Below are 18,519 nucleotides of genomic sequence, written 5' to 3'. Positions count from 1 at the left end.
CGCGTGGAGTTCTAAGTCGTGTTTGGTAAGCGTAGCGGATTGGACAACGATACCAGGGCCCTCAGGCCGGCCGCGCCGGCGCCCGAGCCGGCGCCGGCTGCACCACGCGCGGCGTCTCCGGCCGTGCCGTCGCCACCTCTGGCTCCGACCCGGCAGGCTCCGCCGCCGCCACCACCGGTTGTCGAGACCCGGCGTTCGGACAGTTACTATCAGGTCAAGGCGACGATCTTCGGGGCGCTGATCGAGGCGATCGATCTCGCTCAGCTGGCCAAGCTCGACGGCGAATCCGCGCGCGAGGAAATCCGCGACATCGTCAACGAGATCATCGCGATCAAGAATATCGTGATGTCGATCGCCGAGCAGGAAGAGCTGCTCGACGATATCTGCAACGACGTGCTCGGCTATGGCCCGCTGGAGCCGCTGCTGTCGCGTGACGACATCGCCGACATCATGGTCAACGGCGCCGGTACGGTCTTTATCGAAGTCAACGGCAAGATCCAGCGCACGGGCATCCGGTTCCGCGACAACCAGCAGCTCCTGAACATCTGCCAGCGCATCGTCAGCCAGGTCGGCCGCCGCGTCGACGAATCGTCACCGATCTGCGACGCGCGTCTCGCCGACGGCTCGCGCGTCAACGCCATTGTTCCGCCGCTGGCGATCGACGGCCCCGCGCTCACCATTCGTAAGTTCAAGAAGGACAAGCTGACGCTCGATCAGCTCGTCAAGTTCGGCGCGATCTCGGCGGAGGGCGCGGAGATCCTGCAGATCATCGGTCGCGTCCGCTGCAACGTGCTGATCTCCGGCGGTACCGGTTCGGGCAAGACCACGCTGTTGAACTGTCTGACCAACTATATCGATCACGACGAGCGCGTCATCACCTGCGAGGACGCCGCCGAGCTCCAGCTGCAGCAGCCACATGTGGTGCGCCTCGAAACCCGGCCGCCCAACATCGAGGGCGAAGGCCAGGTGACGATGCGCGAGCTGGTGAGAAACTGCCTGCGTATGCGGCCCGAGCGCATCATCGTCGGCGAGGTCCGCGGACCCGAGGCCTTCGACCTGCTGCAGGCCATGAACACCGGTCACGACGGATCGATGGGCACGCTGCACGCCAACAACCCGCGCGAGGCGTTGTCCCGCTGCGAATCCATGATCACGATGGGCGGTTTCTCGCTGCCGTCGCGGACCATCCGTGAGATGATCTGCGCCTCGATCGACGTCATCGTCCAGGCGGCGCGCCTGCGCGACGGCTCCCGCCGCATCACGCACATCACCGAGGTGATGGGCATGGAAGGCGACACCATCATCACCCAGGACATCTTCCTCTACGACATGATCGGCGAGGACGCGAACGGCAAGATCATCGGGCGCCACCGCTCGACCGGAATCGGCCGGCCGCGGTTCTGGGAACGTGCGCGCTACTACGGCGAAGAGAAGCGGCTTGCGGCTGCACTCGATGCCGCCGAAGTTGCGAGCAAGGACTGAGGAGAGACCCCATGAAGCTTCAGGCTCTCGCCCTTGCCTTCCTCGCCGCCACCGCGATCGGCGGCATCGCCTGGGTGTTCCTTTATCCCCTGCTGTCGGGTGAGCGGAAGGCCGAGCAGCGGCGCAGCACCGTCGCCAAGTCCGAGCCGGTGGTCCGACAGGCCGAACGCAGCCAACGCTCGCGCCGCGAGCAGGTCGAGTCCTCGCTGAAGGATCTCGAGGCGAAGGCCCAGAAGCAGAGTAAAGTCCCGCTGAACATGCGGATTTCGCAGGCTGGACTCGACTGGACCGTGCAGAAATTCTGGATCGTTTCCGGTGTCCTCGGCTTCGTCGTCTGCGCCGTTGCCTTCTTCGCCGGTGGCGGCCCGCTCGGCGCGCTCGGGCTCGGCTTCGCCGCCGGTCTCGGTCTGCCGCGTTGGATCCTCGGCTACCTCAAGAAGCGGCGCGAGAAGAAATTCCTGGCGGCATTGCCGGACGCCGTCGACGTGATCGTGCGCGGCATCAAGGCGGGCCTGCCGCTGTTCGAATCCATCAAGGTCGTCGCCGCCGACGCGCCGGAGCCTTTGCGCAGCGAGTTCCTCGGGATCATCGAGACCCAGGCGATCGGCATGCCGCTCGGCGAGGCTTGTGCGCGGCTCTATGAACGGATGCCGCTTCCCGAAGCCAACTTCTTCGGCATCGTCATCGCGATCCAGCAGAAGTCGGGCGGCAATCTCTCCGAGGCGCTCGGCAACCTCTCGAAGGTGCTGCGCGACCGCAAGAAGATGAGCGAGAAGATCCAGGCGATGTCGATGGAGGCCAAGGCGTCCGCGGGCATCATCGGATCGCTGCCACCGATCGTGATGCTGCTGGTCTATCTGAGCACGCCCGACTACATCTCGTTGCTCTGGACCCATCCGACCGGCCAGTTGATGCTGGTCGGCTGCGTGATCTGGATGTCGATGGGCATCCTGGTCATGAAGAAGATGATCAATTTCGATTTCTGAGGTGGACCATGGTCGACATTCTGGTCTCCAAGCTGCACGACCCGCACTTCATGACGATGTTCTTCGCCGCCATCGCGGCGACGGCCACCGTCTATACGCTGATCATGCCGCTGTTTGCAGGCGAGAACCTGAACAAGCGCATGAAGGCGGTCGCCAGCGAACGCGAGCGGATCAAGCAGCGCGAGCGCGAGCGGTTGAACGCCGGCGAGAAGGTCTCGTTGCGGCAGACGCCGAAGCAGCTCATCTCTCGTGTGGTGGAGGATTTCAACCTCACCAAATGGCTCGCTCAGGAGGCGGCCCGCGAGAAGCTCATCATGGCGGGCTACCGCGGCCAGGCGCCCTACATCACCTTCCTGTTCGCGCGCCTGGTGACGCCGCTGGTTCTGTTCGTCGGTTCCGTGCTGTACGTCTTCGTGATCGCGCATCTGCAGAAATCGATGCCGGTCAAGATCGGCATCTGCGTCGGCATGGCCTATCTCGGCCTGCAGGCTCCGATGCTGTTCCTGAGCAACGCGATTTCCAAGCGGCAGCTGTCGATCAAGCGCGCGTTTCCCGACGCGCTCGACCTGCTGCTGATCTGCATCGAATCCGGCATGTCGATCGAGGCCGCCTTCCGCCGCGTGGCGATCGAGATCTCGAGCCAGTCGATCGCGCTGTCGGAGGAGTTCACGCTGACCACCGCGGAGCTCTCCTACCTGCAGGACCGCAAGGTGGCCTACGAGAACCTCGCCCGGCGCACCGGCCTCGAAGGCGTGAAGTCGGTCTGCCTCGCGCTCCAGCAATCGGAGCGCTACGGCACCCCGCTCGGGCAATCGCTGCGCGTGATGGCGCAGGAAAATCGCGACATGCGCATGAACGAGGCCGAGAAGAAGGCGGCCGCGCTGCCGCCGAAGCTGACGGTGCCGATGATCCTGTTCTTCCTGCCGGTGCTGTTCGTGGTCATTCTGGGACCGACCGGCATCAAGGTCGCGGCCATGCAGTAGAGGTAGACCGCTCGCGAAAAATTTCGCTTGCGGTCGCGGCTCTACGCTGGAAGCTAGGCGGCGCATGATCGAGGTCTCCGCCTGATGTCCGACAAGCTCCGCCGCGCCGATGGCGCCCGCGTCCTCGCCGATCTGAACGCACTGCGCGCCTTCGGCACCTACAAGACCGGCGTGCACCGGCCGACCTTCTCCGACGCCCATCGTCAATCGCTCGCTTGGCTCGCCGAGCGCCTGCCCGACGCGCAGCTGACGCCTGATATCGACGGCATCGGCAACGTGCTAGGCACCAGCGCCAAGCCAGGCCCCAAGCTGCTGGCCGGATCGCATCTGGAGAGCCAGAACCAGGCCGGCTGGCTCGATGGCCCGCTCGGTGTCGTCTACGCGCTGGAGGCGGCGCGCGTGCTCAATCCCGATCCGTCCATTGTCGGTGCGGTGGAGGTCGCCTCCTGGTGCGACGAGGAGGGCCATTTCGGCAGCATGCTCGGCAGCCGGTCCTATGTCGGCGACGTCAGCGAGGCCGAAATCGATGCTGCCCGCGACCGCAGCAGCCCGCGTACGATGCGGGAGGCGCTTGCCGAGATGGGCCTCGCCGGACGGCCGCGCCTGCAGGCCGAGCGCGGCCGGCATATCGGCTATCTCGAAGCTCATATCGAGCAGGGCGACACGCTCGAGGCGAGCGGGCTCAAGATCGGTGTCGTCACCTCGATCGTCGGCATCTGGCAATACCGCATCACCTTCACCGGCGAGCAGAACCATGCCGGCACGACGCGGATGGCGGTGCGCAAGGATGCCGGGCTCGCGCTCGCCAAGTTCTGTGTGGCGATCGATACGCGCTTTCCGGCCGCCTGCGGCCCGCGCACGGTGTGGACCACGGGACGCATCACGCTCGATCCGGGCGCACCGAGCATCATCCCCGGCCAGGCCGAGATGCTGTTCCAGATCCGCGACGACAATGCCGCCGTCGTCGACCGGCTCGAAGAGCTGCTGCGTGAGATGGCTGCGCAGGCGTCAGCGGCAGGTCCATGCCAGGTCGTGGTCGAGCGCATCCGGACCGGCGCGCCGGCCATGATGGACGGCACGTCCCAGGATGCGATCGAGGCCGCCAGCCGCGATCTCGCCGCCGGCAAGTCGCTGCGGATGCCGAGCGGCGCCGGACACGACGCGCAGGTGCTGGCCACCATCATGCCGGCGGGCATGCTGTTCGTGCCGTCGATCGGCGGCATCAGCCATCACTGGACCGAGAACACCTCCGATGCCGACATCGTCACCGGCGCCGCCGTGTTCGTCGACACCTGCCGCCGCCTGCTGACAGGAGCGACACGATAGGCCACGTCATCAGCGAGGCACGTCGTCAGTCCGGCTGGTTGAGCGCGGCCATCGGCGCGGCATTGCGCGCCTTGCCCTTGCCCTGGCTCTGCCCTTGAATCATCTGCTTGAGATAGGCGACGTTGGCGGCGGCCTCGTCCGGCGGCAGATCGGCCCGTGCGATCTGCTCGGCCTCCGCAAAGCGTCCCTGCAGGCCGACGACGAGCGCGAGGTTCTGGCGCACCCGCGCGTCCGCCCCCTGCGAGCCGTAGGCCTGCCGCAGCACCTCCTCGGCCTTCGGCAGCTCCCGCGTCAGCATGTAGGACAGGCCGAGATTGGACAGCACCGAGGGCTCGCCGGGCACGATCTTCAGCGCGCTATCGTAATAGCGCCGCGCCTCCTCGTGGCGGCCCATCTGGTCAAGCACCGTGCCCTGCACCGACAGCAGCTTCCAATCGGGATTGTCCGGCGAGTGCGCGCGCGACAGCACGTCGAATGCGAGCTTGAAATTGCCGTTGTCGGCCAGCGCTCGGCCATAGGCGGCGAGCACGGTCTTGTTGCCGGCGTTGGCGAGCGTCGCCTGCTCCAGCACCGCAACCGCCTGCTCGCGCTGGCCGTTGTTGCGCAGCGCCTGGCCGTAGGCGACCGCGATGGCCGCATCCTTGGGGTTGGCCCGGTAGCGCTCGCCATACACCTCGACCGCGCGCTGCGGGGTCGCGGGCGGCGGCGGCTCGGCCCGGCTGCGCAGCGAGCCCGTGACGTCGGACATGGTCTGGCAGCCGCCGAGGCCCGCAGCGACGAGCGCGGTGAGGGCAACGGACGCAAGCAGCCGGGGAATGGAAGACGATTGACGCATGTCACGTGGACTCGAACGAGCGAATTGAACGCGCCAGCAATAAACTGTTAACGCTAACAGCCGGTTAATGGCGCGATCCAGGCGCAGTCGTCACATCCGCGTCGGTTTGCGGGCCAGGCGGCCGGCGTGATTGCAGCGGCCTTCAAACTCTGCGAAGTCTGGCTGCCGCGCGCCAGTTAGGGAACCATTAGGCATGCCGTCGATGTTCGAGACCGCCTCCACAACGTCCGCCATCCCGATCACCTTCGTAACGAAGGCGAGCTGGCCGGGGATCAAGGAGAGCCTGTCGGCTGAAGCACGCAACTTCGCCGAGGCCAACGTCTACACCGCAAAGCCAGGCAGCTATCTGGCGTTGCCCGCCGCCGACGGCCACATCGCGCAGGTGCTGTTCGGCCTCGACGACGACGCCAAGCACCGTGACCTGTTCCGGCCGGGCGCCCTGCCCGGCCTGCTGCCCGCCGGCACCTACCGCTTCGCCAATGCGCCGCATGATGCACGGCTCGCCGCGCTCGCCTTTGCGCTCGGCAGCTACCGTTTCGGCCGCTACCGCAAGACCGAGACGCCGGAGGTCCGCCTCGTTCCGCCGGATGGCGTCGACGCCGCCGAGCTGAACCGCCTTGCCGACGCGGCGACATTGGCGCGCGACCTCGTCAACACGCCGTCCAACGACATGGGACCCGAGGAGCTCGAGGCCGCGGCGAAGCAGGTCGCCGACCGCTTCGGCGCGCGCTTCACCAGCATCGTCGGCGACGATCTGCTGCGCCAGAACCATCCGCTGATCCATGCCGTCGGTCGCGCCTCGACCCGCGCGCCGCGGCTGATCGAGCTCGTCTGGGGCGATCCATCGCATCCCAAGGTGACCCTGGTCGGCAAGGGCGTCTGCTTCGACACCGGCGGGCTCGACCTGAAGCCGTCGAGCAGCATGCTCTTGATGAAGAAGGACATGGGCGGCGCCGCCAACGTGCTGGCGCTGGCGCAGATGGTGATGGACGCCAAGCTCAAGCTGCATCTGCGCGTGCTGATTCCAGCGGTCGAGAACGCGGTCGCCGGCAACGCCTTCCGTCCGCTCGACGTGTTTCCCTCGCGCAAGGGCCTCACCGTCGAGATCGGCAACACCGATGCCGAGGGCCGGCTGGTCCTGGCCGATGCGCTGGCGCTGGCCGACGAGGAGAAGCCCGACCTGCTGATCGACATGGGCACGCTGACCGGCGCCGCGCGCGTCGCACTCGGTCCCGATTTGCCGCCGTTCTACACCCAGGACGAGGCGCTCGCCGCGGACGTCGCGCGCTGCGCGGCCGCCGAGAACGATCCGCTGTGGCGGATGCCGCTATGGGCGCCTTACGACTCGTGGCTCGACTCCAAGGTCGCGACCATCAACAACGCGCCCTCGGGCGGCTTCGCCGGCTCAATCACCTGCGCGCTGTTCCTGCAGCGCTTCGTCGAGCACGCGAAGAGCTGGCTGCATCTCGACATCTTCGCCTGGACGCCGTCGGCCAAGCCGGGCCGGCCCGAAGGCGGCGAGTGCCAGGCCGCACGCGCGCTCTACAAGCTCCTGAGCGAGCGCTATGGCTGATCCGCGCCTCACGCCCGCGCGCGGCGACATCGCGGCGAAGCATCTCCAGGGACAGGTGACGGCCGCGCGCTTCGTCGAGGGCGAGGCGCTGGTCGTCATCGATCCGATCGCGCCGCTGCGCCAGCAGCCATATTCGGGCGCCGAGCTGGCGACGCAGGCGCTGAAGGGCGAGCGCGTCATAGTCTACGATCGCAATGGCGAGGGCTGGGCCTGGGGCCAGCTTGCAGCCGATCAGTATGTCGGCTGGCTGCCGGAGGCGGCGCTGGCAACGCCGGCTGCGGCGCCAACGCACAAGATCAGCGCACTGCGCAGCTTCGCGTTCCCGGGTCCGTCGATCAAGCTGCCGCCGGTCGCGACGCTGCCGATGGGGTCCGCTGTCGCGGTGGTCCGCGAGGACGCGAGCTTCGCCGTGACGGCCGAGGGCTGGTTCGTGCCGAAGCCGCACGTGGCGCTGCTCGGTGCCATCGAGCCCGATTATGTCGCGGTCGCCGAGCGCTTCGTCGGTACGCCCTATCTGTGGGGCGGCAAGAGCAGCCTCGGCATCGACTGCTCCGGCCTGGTGCAGGTGTCGTTGAATGCTGCGGGTGTGCCGTGCCCGCGCGACAGCGACATGCAGCTCGCCGCGCTGGGGCGCTTGCTCGACGGGGGAGAGCCGCTTCGCCGCGGCGATCTGATGTTCTGGAAGGGCCACGTCGCCATCGTGCGCGATGCTGACACGATCGTCCACGCCAACGCGTTTCATATGGCCACGCAGATCGAGCCGATCGGCGAAGCGATTGCCCGTATCAAGGCGAGCGGGAGCGATGTGCTCGCGATCAAGCGGCTGGATTGACTCGCCTCATCGCGCTGGCGCGTCCTCCCGATGAGGTTTTGAGACGCAGGCTCCCTCCTCCGTCATTGCGAGCGTAAGCGAAGCAATCCAGAGTCCCGCCCACGACTCTGGATTGCTTCGCTGCGCTCGCAATGACGCGGAGAGAGCGGCGCAAGAGTCCGATATACCTATCAAACAGCAACAGGCCGCGCCAAACAGCAGGGCAAGCATCCGCATTCTCGCGGCCGCATCGGTCCGAGTCCTGCTGCAATCATCCGCCCTCGGCAACATGAGAGGGCGCAGGGAAGGCCGGGTGCCGACCGCACCCGTGGTTGCGTGCAACAAGCACGCGGTAGTCACCACAGGTACGGGCCGAACATCCGGCCTTCCCTGCGCGATGTTTTGCGACTTACTTCGTGATCTCCCCAGGGACCGGCTTTCTTGCCCCTGTCGGCCGCAGGCCTCATCGGCTCCCGCGACCTTGACGCCAGCATCGGGGCGCCAGGACCACACGACTTCGCCGTCCGCATGACGCCGTTCGTCGGTGCGCACATGCACACTGCAACATCATCGCGGCCATCGCATCCCGCACCCGACGTCCGTGACGACGCGTACGTCCCTCTCGTGGGGCAGGACGGGGCGGAGTATGCACGATTTCCGAAAAAAAGAAAGATGAATATTTTTCGCGAGAGGACTGGACAGGCGTTCGCGGACCGCGCCCGTCGGCCAAATCACCCGCAATCGCGTGGGTTCTCGCCGCAGCCCAAGAGAGCTGAGATTCTGACTGTCGGCGCTTTTGGTAATTCGCCCGATCTCGAGAGTATAGCGACAGATTCGTGGCCCGGCAGACGATTGCCGCTTCTGTGAAGGGTTTCGGATGCCGGCCGCACGATTGACGGCGCGGCATGTTCGGGCGGCCGGCGTCCGAAAGCTTCCAAGGGAGGAAGCCGCGCATGGTGGGCAGGACTGGTGCGGAGGCGCTTTCCACCGTGGCCGGTCGATGAGCGGCGGGCACGACGAGCAGCTTTGCAGAACGGCGGTCGTGCGGTGATGAGGTGTCGATCCTGATGGCGCCGGTTGGCGCAGTCGGTCGATGGCGCGGCTGCCGTCGCCTCTGTTGATCTAGCGCAAGGCTGGAATTGAGAAGAACGCCCACGTTGATGCGACAGAGGGGCGGACCATGGTGTGCGCAGGACGCTGGCGGGTTCAAGGAGCGGCCATCGTCGCCGCGATGATTCTGCTGGCATCGCCGGCGCGGGCGGGCTGCAGTCCAGAAGACATCGCGGATGCCTTTATCGGGACGCTGTCCGCCGCATATGAGTGCAAGTCGGTCTATGAGAATGACGCAAGCCGCTACGCAGCGATTGCACTGACCGCAGCACTCAGCGGCGTCGCCTTGTCAGGGTCGGACACGGGGAAAGGGCAAGCCCTGGTCAATCAATTCTGCGCAGAGGCGCAGGGCAACGCCGACCAAGTCGTCAGCAAGCTGAACACGATCTTTGGCAACGCGATCGCGGAAAATGTTCTCGGCGATCTTTCCAAGGAGCTCGCAGCCATTGGCGCGGCCGCAGACGTCGTGAAATGCGCCTGCAAGAGCGAGCAGAGCACCGTTGGATTGGGTTCCGAAATCGGCTCATGTCTTCAGGAGGCGCTGTGCTGGGGGCAGGAAAAGCTTGGCATGCAGTCCTGCGGGGATTGCGAGGTCCTTCCGCCTGTTCAAGCCACATGCGCAGCGATCAACGCGACGTGCGAAAAAGTACCTTACATGGAGTGGTGGAGGTACCCGGAATGTCAAGGCATCGGCGGTCCCGGCTCGATCTTCAGCCCTTCCAGCAAAGGCGTCTATCAGGATCAATACGATCGATATGGCGTGGGCATGGTGGAAACCGGCGACGGGACGCTGGTGGTCACGGATCCCGGCGCCTATGCCTGCCACACAGGGAGCAGTTACTGCACCTGTCCGAAACCGATGGTGCCGCACTGGCAACAGGTCCCCAACCCCGGATCCGGCGATAGCAAGTACGTGTTCTCGTGCGATTGCCCGAAGGACACCCATCCCGGCGCGTTGAAGTCGGACGGGCTCTCCGAGTGCCTGTGCGACGACACCAACCAGGTGGCGGTCTTCGGCTTTGCGCCCTACGGCATGTGTCCGCCCGCGGCCTGCCCGGCCGGACAGACAAGACTCGGCGGCGACAAGAACAGCCCCTGTGTCACGCCCTGCTCCGACAAGAGCCAGGGAATGGCCTTTGACGGGAGCTGCTGCAATCCCGCGCAGATGACCAATTGTGGAGAATGTTGCCCGCCGGACACCGTGCCCAACGTCAAGACCGGCTCCTGCGAGCCGCGGCCCAAGCAGCCGAAATGAGGCGGACCGACATGATGGAGCTTGGCCGACAGACGTCCATGACAGCCGCCGTCCGTGCGATGCGGCACCTCGCCTGGCTGCTGATCCTGCCTCTCGCACTCGGGGGGCCCGCGTCGGCGCAAACGCCGCCCGGCGTTTACACCCCCGGCGATGCTGCAGTCACCGGATTCTCCGGGGCTATTCGCCCGTTCGAGATCGAGCCCGGTCAGGATCCCGACGTTCGGACCATCATCAATCCTGGAGGGCCGTCGCTGCGCATCGTCGATCTAAGACGCATGGGCGGTCCGCCCCAGGCGCAATTGGTCGGTGCGCCGAAACCGTTCACCGTCAGCGCGAAGTCGATCGGGCAGGTGTTTGGCGTCGCTCTGGACGACAGTTCCCCCGCCAACATTTACGTCGCGGCGACATCCGCCTATGGTCTCTCGATCGTCGCGCCGGGACCTGAAGGTCGACCGCAACATGTCAGGCTCGGGACTAGCGGCGCGACCTTCATGCCGGCACAATGGGGTCCGGGCGGCGGTCCGGGATCGATCTGGAAGATCAATGGCGCCACCGGCGCGGTGACGCTGTTCGCGAATGTCACCACGGGCGACAAGGCCAATTCGGGCGCGGCGCTCGGGGGATTGGCCTATGATCCGGCGACCAAGTCTCTGTTCGTCGCCGACCGTGAGACCGGGCTGATCCATCGCTTCGGCCCGAACGGCGTCGACCTCGGTGTCTATGATCACGGCGTCGCCGGCAGCGCAGCCGCGGAACTTCCAACGGCGCCGGCGCCAGCCGGGCCAGGCGTCGATATTACGAGTCCTCAATTCGACAGCGCGCAGCCCGAGACCTGGGGCTACGCGGCACCGGATCGGCGAGTGTTCGGCCTCGCCATTCGCGACGGCCGGCTCTACTACGCGGTCGCCGAGGGCTTGCGGGTGTGGTCGGTCGGGCTCAACGCGAACGGCTCGTTCGGTGCGGACGCCAGAATCGAAGTCGTCGTACCGTCCGCCGCCGGTCCCACCGAGATCTCCAGGATCACTTTCGACGATGAGGGACGGATGTTTTTGGCCGAGCGGCCGGCGCCGACCGGGGCGCAGGATTTCGAGGCCTTGTCCGCGCCGTCGATCGGCCGCGTGCTGCGCTATACGCTGATCGGTGTCACTGAGATCAAGCAGCCGATCTGGCAGCCCTTGCCGGACGAATATGCGGTGGGATTCCCCGAACGTTTCCGCAATGGCAATGGCGGCGTCGCGATCGGCTACAGCTACGACATGGGCGGGACCATGAATCCGGCCTCCTGCGGCGGCTTCGTCTGGACCACCGGCGAACAATTGCGCAACGCCACCGATCCCAAGCTCGTGGCTCAACTCGGCCAGAACGACGCGCTTGCGATCGACGGACTGCAGGGGAATCCGATCTGGCGCATCCGCCGCGGCGATGAGCCACCGCTGCTCAGTTACTTCATCGACTATGCCGACGCGCCGCCCGATCTATCAGCTCGCGGGCACATGGGAGATATCGCCATCTTGCGCGCGTGTACAAGGGAAGCCGCACGGATACGGCTGGCGCCTCGTCCAGCCGGCGCGCCGCCTCCCGCCGGCATGCCGAGGCCGCCGGGTCTGCAGACCTGCAAGACCCATGTCTGCGGTTCGGACGGATCGGTTTGTCCGCCCAATCAGATCTGGATCATCAAGACCAAGAGCTGCGCGTCGAGCTGCGCCCCGCCCAATGTTCTGGTCAATGGCCAATGCTGCTCGCCCAAAGACCTGCAGCCGGGGGGCATCTGTTCGAACAACAATCCGTCGACTGATATCGCCAAGCCGATGTGCGGCGTCAACCAGACGGCGATCGGCCCGAACAATGAATGCTGCGAGAACAGCCAGATCTATTCCGGCCCGATTGGCCAACAACTTTGCTGCGGGACGACCGTGGTGAACGGCGTGTGCGATCCGTTGAAGCCGAAAATTCCGGACTGGAAATGCCCCGGCTGCTGTGCGCCCGGCTATATGAAGATCGCCGGCAAGTGCTGTCTCAAGAGCCAGGCGACATCGAAGGGACAGTGCTGCCCGGCCGGCCAGATTGCGAGCCCCGACGGCACGCTATGCATACCGCTGCACTGGCTGCCGAGACTTTCACAGTGTTGCGCCTCGGGCTTCGTGCCGACTGCGAATAGCAAATGCTGCGCGTCCGCGAATCTGACGACGAGCGGCGAGTGCTGCGCGGCCCCGGTCGACCCAAAGGATCGAAGCCAGTGCTCCAAGACGATCGAGAAGAAGTCCACCACGGTCGTCCCCGTGATTCCGAAGCTGCCGACGACGTGCCAACCTGGTGAGCGGCGCAATGCCGACGGCGTGTGCGTGGCCCGCAAGCCGGGGGTGACGCGGGACCGGCAGGCGCCGGATGTCGGTCGCCCGATCGTCTGCCCCCCCGGTTGGATTCCGGGGCCGCTTGGCGCGCGCTGCCGGCCGACCGGCCGATTTGCGCCGCGCATGCGGGGGGTCAGACCGGTCCCCCCGCCCGGCATGATGATGCCGCGACGATGAAGGAAGCAGCGATGCACGAGGACACGAATTCGCAAATCATTGCTGCACGCCAACTGCGGAAGTCGGCAGCCATATGGAGGATGACCGATGACCAATTTGATCCGTAGCGTTGCCACGGCGGCTGCCGTCTTCACGCTGTCTTTGCTTTGCGTGCAGCCCGGCCGAGCGGAGAGTTCGCGCAGCGACATCGAGGCGATCGTCAAGGACTACATAGCGACCCATCCCGAAGAAATCGAGCAGGTCGTGAAGGACTACCTCGCCAAGCACCCCGAAGCCGTGCAACAGGCCATCTCCGACCTGATCAAGAAGCGGCAAGCCGCGATGCCGGCGGCAGCGCCCGGCTCCGACAAGACCGCACTGGTCAAGCAAAATGCGCCGGCCTTGTTCGCGTCCGCGCACCAGGTCACGCTCGGCAACCCGCTGGGTGATGTCACCCTGGTCGAGTTCTTCGATTACAGCTGCGGCTACTGCAAGCGCGCGCTCGGCGAGATACTCGAATTGTTGAAGAGCGACCCCAAGCTCAAGATCGTGCTCAAGGAATTTCCGATCCTCGGCCCCGGCTCGCTGGAGGCGGCGCGCGTCGCGGTAGCGGTACGCATGCAAGACCCGACGGGCGCGAAATACCTCGACTTTCATCAGCGGCTGCTCCAAAGCAGCGGACCCGCCGACAAGGCGCGCGCGTTGGCCATCGCGCAGACGATCGGTCTCGACGTTGCTCAGCTTGAAAAGGACATGGACAGCCTGGAGGTGCGCCAAAGCCTCGATGAGAGCGGCAATCTTGCGCAGAAATTGGGATTGAACGGGACGCCGAGCTATGTCATCGGCGGCAATGTCATCGTCGGCGCGGTCGGACTTGCCACGCTGAAGGCCAGAATTCAGCAGGCTCGCCAGTAGTACGCTCCGATCGCGAAGATATGCATCGACGCCCGAGGTCTCGATTTGTGCAGCGCGCGAGTCCGCTGCTGTGAAGGGCTTCGGATGCCGGCAGCATGATTGACGGCGCGGCACATTCGGGCGGCCGGCGTCCGAAAGCCTCCAAGGGAGGACACCACGCATGGTGGGCAGGACTGGTGCGGCGGGCTCTATGGGGATTTGAGCGCCGCAGGCGATCTGGCTGATTGAGCTCGAAATGATGCAGCGAGCTTCGCGACGATGGCGCCGCGTTGCGCCTCGCGTGAAGTCGGTCTGCCTCGCGCTCCAGCAACCGGAGCGCTACGGCACCCCGCTCGGGCAATCGCTGACGACGCGTACGTCCCTCTCGTGGGCAGGACGGGGCGGAGCACGCACGACTTCCGAAAATAAGAAACAGAAATATTTTTTCAGGAGGGGCTGGACGGGCTTTCGCAGACACGACCCGTCGGGCAAATCATCACACCTATCCGCCGTCGTCGCCGGCGGCTTGGCTTTGATGGATCATGACTGCCCTGGCCGCGATCAGGCGATCCGCTTCAGGACGACCCGGAAGTGACATTCTGTCGGTGACGACTTCGGTGAGATAGTTCGCGATCGACTCGGCATCGGCACCATCGTCAAGCATGCTGAAGACCTGCAGAGCGTAGCGGTCATATTCGTCTTCGGCGCCCTCGCAGCCCGAAAGGCCGATCGGGTCCCACTCGGACAGCAGAAGAGCTCTGATGAGATCCAGCTTGGATGGCATTGTCTCGCGATTGCTCGGCTGCGGAGGTCCGCTGATCCTCTACGAAGCCGCCGCGCCGTTCCCCGCCGTCTCGTTCCGGAACGCCGCCGCAAACAGCGCGCGAGTGTAGTCGGTCTTCGGCGCCTTGAACAGCTCCACCGCCGGCCCCTCCTCCACCACCTTGCCGTGGCGCATCACGATCAGGTGGCTGGCGAGTGAGGCGACCACGCGCAGATCATGCGAGATGAACATGTAGGTGAGATCGAGCTTGCGCTGCAGGTCGCGCAGCAGCGCGACCATCTGCGCCTGAAACAGCATGTCGAGCGCCGAGGTCGGCTCGTCCAGCACGACGAAGCTCGGCTCGAGCACGACGGCGCGCGCGACCGAGATGCGCTGGCGCTGGCCGCCGGAGAATTCGTGCGGATAGCGGAAGCGCGTCGCCGGATCGAGCCCGACCTCGTTCAGCGCCTTGATGACCTTGGCCTCCCGCTCCTCTTCGCTGAGCCTGGGCTGATGCACGCTGATGCCCTCGGCGATGATGTCGCCGACCGACATGCGCGGGCTGAGCGAGCCGAACGGATCCTGAAACACGATCTGCATGTCGCGGCGGAACGGCCGGACATCCTTGAAGGACAGGCCCTGGATCTCCTTGCCCAGGAACACGATCGGACCGTCGGAGGAGATCAGCCGCAGCAGCGCCAGGCCCAACGTGGTCTTGCCGGAGCCGGACTCGCCGACGACGCCGAGCGTCTCGCCCTTGCGCACGGCGATGCTGACGCCGTCCACGGCCTTGATGTGGCCGACCGTGGAGCGGAACAGGCCGCGCTTGATCGGAAACCAGACCTTGAGGTCCCTGGCCTGCATCACGACCGGCTGATCGGGCCGCGGCGGCGCCGGGTCCGGCTTCGGCTCGGCCGCGAGCAGCGCCTTGGTGTAGGGATGGGAGGGCGCGGTGAACACCTGCTCCACCGGCCCCTGCTCGACGATCTTGCCACCGTTCATGACGCAGACGCGATCGGCGATGCGCCGGACGATGCCGAGATCGTGGGTGATGAAGAGCAGGCTCATGCCGAGCCGCGCGCGGATGTCGGCGAGCAGCGCCAGGATCTGTGCCTGCACGGTGACGTCGAGCGCGGTGGTCGGCTCGTCGGCGATCAGCAGATCCGGCTCGTTGGCGAGCGCCATCGCGATCATCACGCGTTGGCGCTGGCCGCCGGAGAGCTGATGCGGATAGCTGCCGAGCCGCGTTTCCGGCTCGGGGATGCCGACCTGCGTGAGCAGCTCGAGCACGCGCGCCCGCGCCGCGCCGTTCGAGATCGGTCGATGCAGATGCAGGATCTCGCCGATCTGCCGCTCGATCGTGTGCAGCGGATTGAGCGAGGTCATCGGCTCCTGGAAGATGATGGAGATGTCGCTGCCGCGGATGCCGCGCATCTCGCCCTCCGACAGCGGCAGCAGATCGCGGCCGTTGAAGCGGATGCTGCCCGACGGGTGCGAGGCGACCGGATAGGGCAGCAGCTTCAGCACCGACAGCGCGCTGACCGATTTGCCCGAGCCGGATTCGCCGACGAGGGCAACGCACTCGCCGCGCCTGATGTCGAACGAGACGTGGTCGACGGCGGTCGACACGCGGCCCTGCTGGTGGAAGGTCACCGAGAGATCGCTGACCGAGAGCAGCGGCTGGCTGATCGCATCCATGTCGGTCACCTGAACGTCTTGCGCGGATCGAACGCGTCGCGCACGGCCTCGCCGATGAAGATGAGCAGCGACAGCATGATCGCGACCGAGAAGAAGCCGGTCAGGCCGAGCCACGGCGCCTGCACATTGGCTTTGGCCTGCGACAGCATCTCGCCCAGCGACGGCGAGCCGGGCGGCAGGCCGAAGCCGAGGAAGTCGAGCGCGGTCAACGTCATCACCGAGCTCGACACGATGAAGGGCAGGAAGGTCATGGTCGCGACCATCGCGTTCGGCAGGAGATGCCGCCACATGATGACGGCATTGGAGACGCCGAGCGCGCGCGCGGCCTGGATGTATTCGAAATTGCGGCCGCGCAGGAATTCGGCGCGGACCAGGCCGACCAGCGACACCCAGGAGAACAGCAGCATGATCCCGAGCAGCGTGAAGAAGCCGGGCACCAGCACCGCCGACAGGATCAGGAGCAGATAGAGATAGGGAATCGCGTTCCAGATCTCGATGAAGCGCTGGAACAGGAGATCGACCCAGCCGCCGAAATAGCCCTGCACGCCGCCGGCGGCGATGCCGATGATCGAGGAGAAGAACGTCAGGGACAGGCCGAACAGGACGGAGATGCGGAAACCGTAGATCAGCCGCGCGACGACGTCGCGACCCTGATCATCGGTGCCGAGCCAGTTGTATTCGAGATCCCGGCAGCTCTTCAGCCCCTTTCTCTCGACCACCGCCTTGCACTGCGATTCCTTCAGCATCCAGGTCGGCGGCGACGGCGCGGGCGTCGGCAGGTCGAGATTATGCGTGGCGTAGGAATAGCGGATCAAAGGCCAGATCACCGTACCGCCCTTGTCGGCGATCAGCTTCTGCAAATAGGGATCGCGGTAGTCGGCCGCGGTCTCGAAGTCGCCGCCGAATGCCGTTTCCGGATAGGAGACGAACGCAGGGAAGTAAAGGTGGCCGTCGAACTTGATCAGGAACGGCCGGTCGTTGGCGATCAGCTCGGCGAACAGCGACACGACGAACAGGAACAGGAACAGCCACAGCGACCAGTAGCCGCGGCGGTTGGCCTTGAAGTTCTGCCAGCGGCGCTGATTGAGCGGCGACGGCCGGAAACGATGCCGCGTCGGCGGCACGGCCTCGCCGAGCGGGGCCTGCGTCGTGGTCTCGACCGGAGGGGGGGCTGTGATCGTCATCAGACCTCCCGCGCCTCGAAGTCGATCCGCGGATCGATCCACATGTAGGTCAGATCCGAGACCAGGTTGATGGCGAGGCCGAGCAGCGAAAAGATGAAGAGATTGCCGAACACAACGGGATAATCACGATTCAGAATGCTCTCGAACGAGAGCAGGCCGAGCCCATCCAGCGAGAAGATGGTCTCGATCAGCAGCGAGCCGGAAAAGAACGCGTGGATGAAGGTGCCCGGAAAGCCGGCGATCACGATCAGCATGGCGTTACGGAAGACGTGGCCGTACAGCACCTGGTTCTCGCTGCAGCCCTTGGCGCGCGCAGTCATGACATATTGCTTGCGGATCTCGTCGAGAAACGAGTTCTTGGTCAGCAAGGTCATGGTCGCGAAGGCGCCGAGCGCCATCGACACCAGCGGCAAAGTGAGATGCCAGAAATAGTCGATGATCTTCCAGTACCACGGGAAGTCCGACCAGCCATCCGAGGTCAGCCCGCGCAGCGGGAAGATGTTGAGGAACGAGCCGCCAGCGAGCAGGATGATCAGCAGGATCGCGAACAGGAAGCCCGGAATGGCGTAGCCGACGATGATCACGGCCGAAGTCCAGACGTCGAAGCGCGAGCCATCCTGCACCGCCTTGCGGATCCCCAGCGGAATCGAGATCAAATAGGTCAGCAAGGTCATCCAGATGCCGAGCGACATCGACACCGGCAGCTTCTCCTTGATGAGCTGCAGCACTGACGTGTCGCGGAAATAGCTCTTGCCGAAATCGAAGCGCGCGAAGTTCCAGACCATCAGCGCGAACCGCTCCGGCGCCGGCTTGTCGAAGCCGAACTGCTTTTCGAGCTGCTTGATGAAGGCGGGATCGAGCCCCTGCGCGCCGCGGTATTTCGAGTTCAGCTCGCTGCCGGATCCCACCTGTCCCGGCGGCCGCGCGCCGAAATCCGAACCGCTGCCGCCTGAAATCCGCGAGGTCCCGCCGGTGTCGGCGCCGGTCAATTGCGCGATGACGCGCTCCACCGGACCGCCCGGCGCGAACTGCACCACGACGAAGGAGATGAAGAGGATCCCGAGCAGGGTCGGGAGCATCAGCAAGATGCGACGGGCAATATAGGCAGCCAT

Annotated in this window: 14 protein-coding genes; 9 read left to right on the top strand and 5 right to left on the bottom strand. The window is 65.5% G+C overall.

The window, feature by feature from the left end:
• Positions 1–18: 18 nt before the first annotated feature.
• From ACQR13_RS05885 to ACQR13_RS05870, 4 genes are all read left to right on the top strand, one after another.
• Complete coding sequence (locus tag ACQR13_RS05885) at positions 19–1,482, top strand: CpaF family protein (RefSeq protein WP_434862651.1); 1,464 nt, start codon at positions 19–21, stop codon at positions 1,480–1,482.
• 11 nt (positions 1,483–1,493) lie between these two features.
• The gene (locus ACQR13_RS05880) at positions 1,494–2,468 is read left to right on the top strand and encodes a type II secretion system F family protein (protein WP_315713811.1); all 975 of its coding nucleotides are present in this window, start codon (positions 1,494–1,496) and stop codon (positions 2,466–2,468) included.
• An 8-nt stretch (positions 2,469–2,476) separates the two neighbouring features.
• The gene (locus ACQR13_RS05875; protein ID WP_315753445.1) at positions 2,477–3,451 is read left to right on the top strand and encodes a type II secretion system F family protein; all 975 of its coding nucleotides are present in this window, start codon (positions 2,477–2,479) and stop codon (positions 3,449–3,451) included.
• Between the two features lie 84 nt (positions 3,452–3,535).
• Positions 3,536–4,777, top strand: a complete 1,242-nt coding sequence (locus ACQR13_RS05870; RefSeq protein WP_315825980.1) for a Zn-dependent hydrolase — start codon at positions 3,536–3,538, stop codon at positions 4,775–4,777.
• A 25-nt stretch (positions 4,778–4,802) separates the two neighbouring features.
• Here ACQR13_RS05870 and ACQR13_RS05865 read toward each other — a convergent pair whose 3' ends face one another.
• Positions 4,803–5,612, bottom strand: a complete 810-nt coding sequence (locus ACQR13_RS05865; protein WP_316172663.1) for a tetratricopeptide repeat protein — start codon at positions 5,610–5,612, stop codon at positions 4,803–4,805.
• 193 nt (positions 5,613–5,805) lie between these two features.
• Here ACQR13_RS05865 and ACQR13_RS05860 point away from each other — a divergent pair, with 193 nt between their 5' ends.
• From ACQR13_RS05860 to ACQR13_RS05840, 5 genes are all read left to right on the top strand, one after another.
• The gene (locus ACQR13_RS05860; protein WP_316172664.1) at positions 5,806–7,185 is read left to right on the top strand and encodes a leucyl aminopeptidase family protein; all 1,380 of its coding nucleotides are present in this window, start codon (positions 5,806–5,808) and stop codon (positions 7,183–7,185) included.
• Positions 7,178–8,017 (top strand): NlpC/P60 family protein, encoded by an 840-nt coding sequence (locus tag ACQR13_RS05855; RefSeq protein WP_316172665.1) that lies wholly within the window; start codon positions 7,178–7,180, stop codon positions 8,015–8,017. Before ACQR13_RS05860 ends, ACQR13_RS05855 begins: the two co-directional genes overlap by 8 nt.
• A gap of 1,159 nt (positions 8,018–9,176) precedes the next feature.
• Complete coding sequence (locus tag ACQR13_RS05850; RefSeq protein ID WP_316172666.1) at positions 9,177–10,361, top strand: hypothetical protein; 1,185 nt, start codon at positions 9,177–9,179, stop codon at positions 10,359–10,361.
• A gap of 38 nt (positions 10,362–10,399) precedes the next feature.
• The gene (locus tag ACQR13_RS05845) at positions 10,400–12,889 is read left to right on the top strand and encodes a hypothetical protein (RefSeq protein WP_316172667.1); all 2,490 of its coding nucleotides are present in this window, start codon (positions 10,400–10,402) and stop codon (positions 12,887–12,889) included.
• 87 nt (positions 12,890–12,976) lie between these two features.
• The gene (locus ACQR13_RS05840) at positions 12,977–13,783 is read left to right on the top strand and encodes a DsbA family protein (protein WP_316172668.1); all 807 of its coding nucleotides are present in this window, start codon (positions 12,977–12,979) and stop codon (positions 13,781–13,783) included.
• A 481-nt stretch (positions 13,784–14,264) separates the two neighbouring features.
• Here the strand turns inward: ACQR13_RS05840 and ACQR13_RS05835 are convergent, their stop codons facing one another.
• The 4 genes from ACQR13_RS05835 to ACQR13_RS05820 are packed head-to-tail and all read right to left on the bottom strand — an operon-like array spanning position 14,265 to position 18,519.
• Positions 14,265–14,546, bottom strand: coding sequence for a hypothetical protein (locus ACQR13_RS05835; protein ID WP_316172758.1), 282 nt, complete (start codon positions 14,544–14,546; stop codon positions 14,265–14,267).
• A 39-nt stretch (positions 14,547–14,585) separates the two neighbouring features.
• A complete protein-coding gene (locus ACQR13_RS05830) occupies positions 14,586–16,223 on the bottom strand; it encodes an ABC transporter ATP-binding protein (protein ID WP_316169637.1) in 1,638 nt (545 codons plus the stop codon).
• A gap of 5 nt (positions 16,224–16,228) precedes the next feature.
• On the bottom strand, positions 16,229–17,407 hold the full coding sequence (locus tag ACQR13_RS05825) for an ABC transporter permease (protein ID WP_316172669.1): 1,179 nt from the start codon (positions 17,405–17,407) through the stop codon (positions 16,229–16,231).
• Positions 17,407–18,519 (bottom strand): microcin C ABC transporter permease YejB, encoded by a 1,113-nt coding sequence (locus ACQR13_RS05820; RefSeq protein ID WP_315713801.1) that lies wholly within the window; start codon positions 18,517–18,519, stop codon positions 17,407–17,409. The genes ACQR13_RS05825 and ACQR13_RS05820 overlap by 1 nt, the downstream gene beginning before the upstream one ends.

Origin of the sequence: Bradyrhizobium sp. HKCCYLRH3059, assembly GCF_051168035.1 — a bacterium.
In the GTDB taxonomy this organism is placed as follows: domain Bacteria; phylum Pseudomonadota; class Alphaproteobacteria; order Rhizobiales; family Xanthobacteraceae; genus Bradyrhizobium.
Note: the sequence above shows the minus strand (reverse complement) of the source record. Positions and strands in the feature narration are given on the sequence as shown.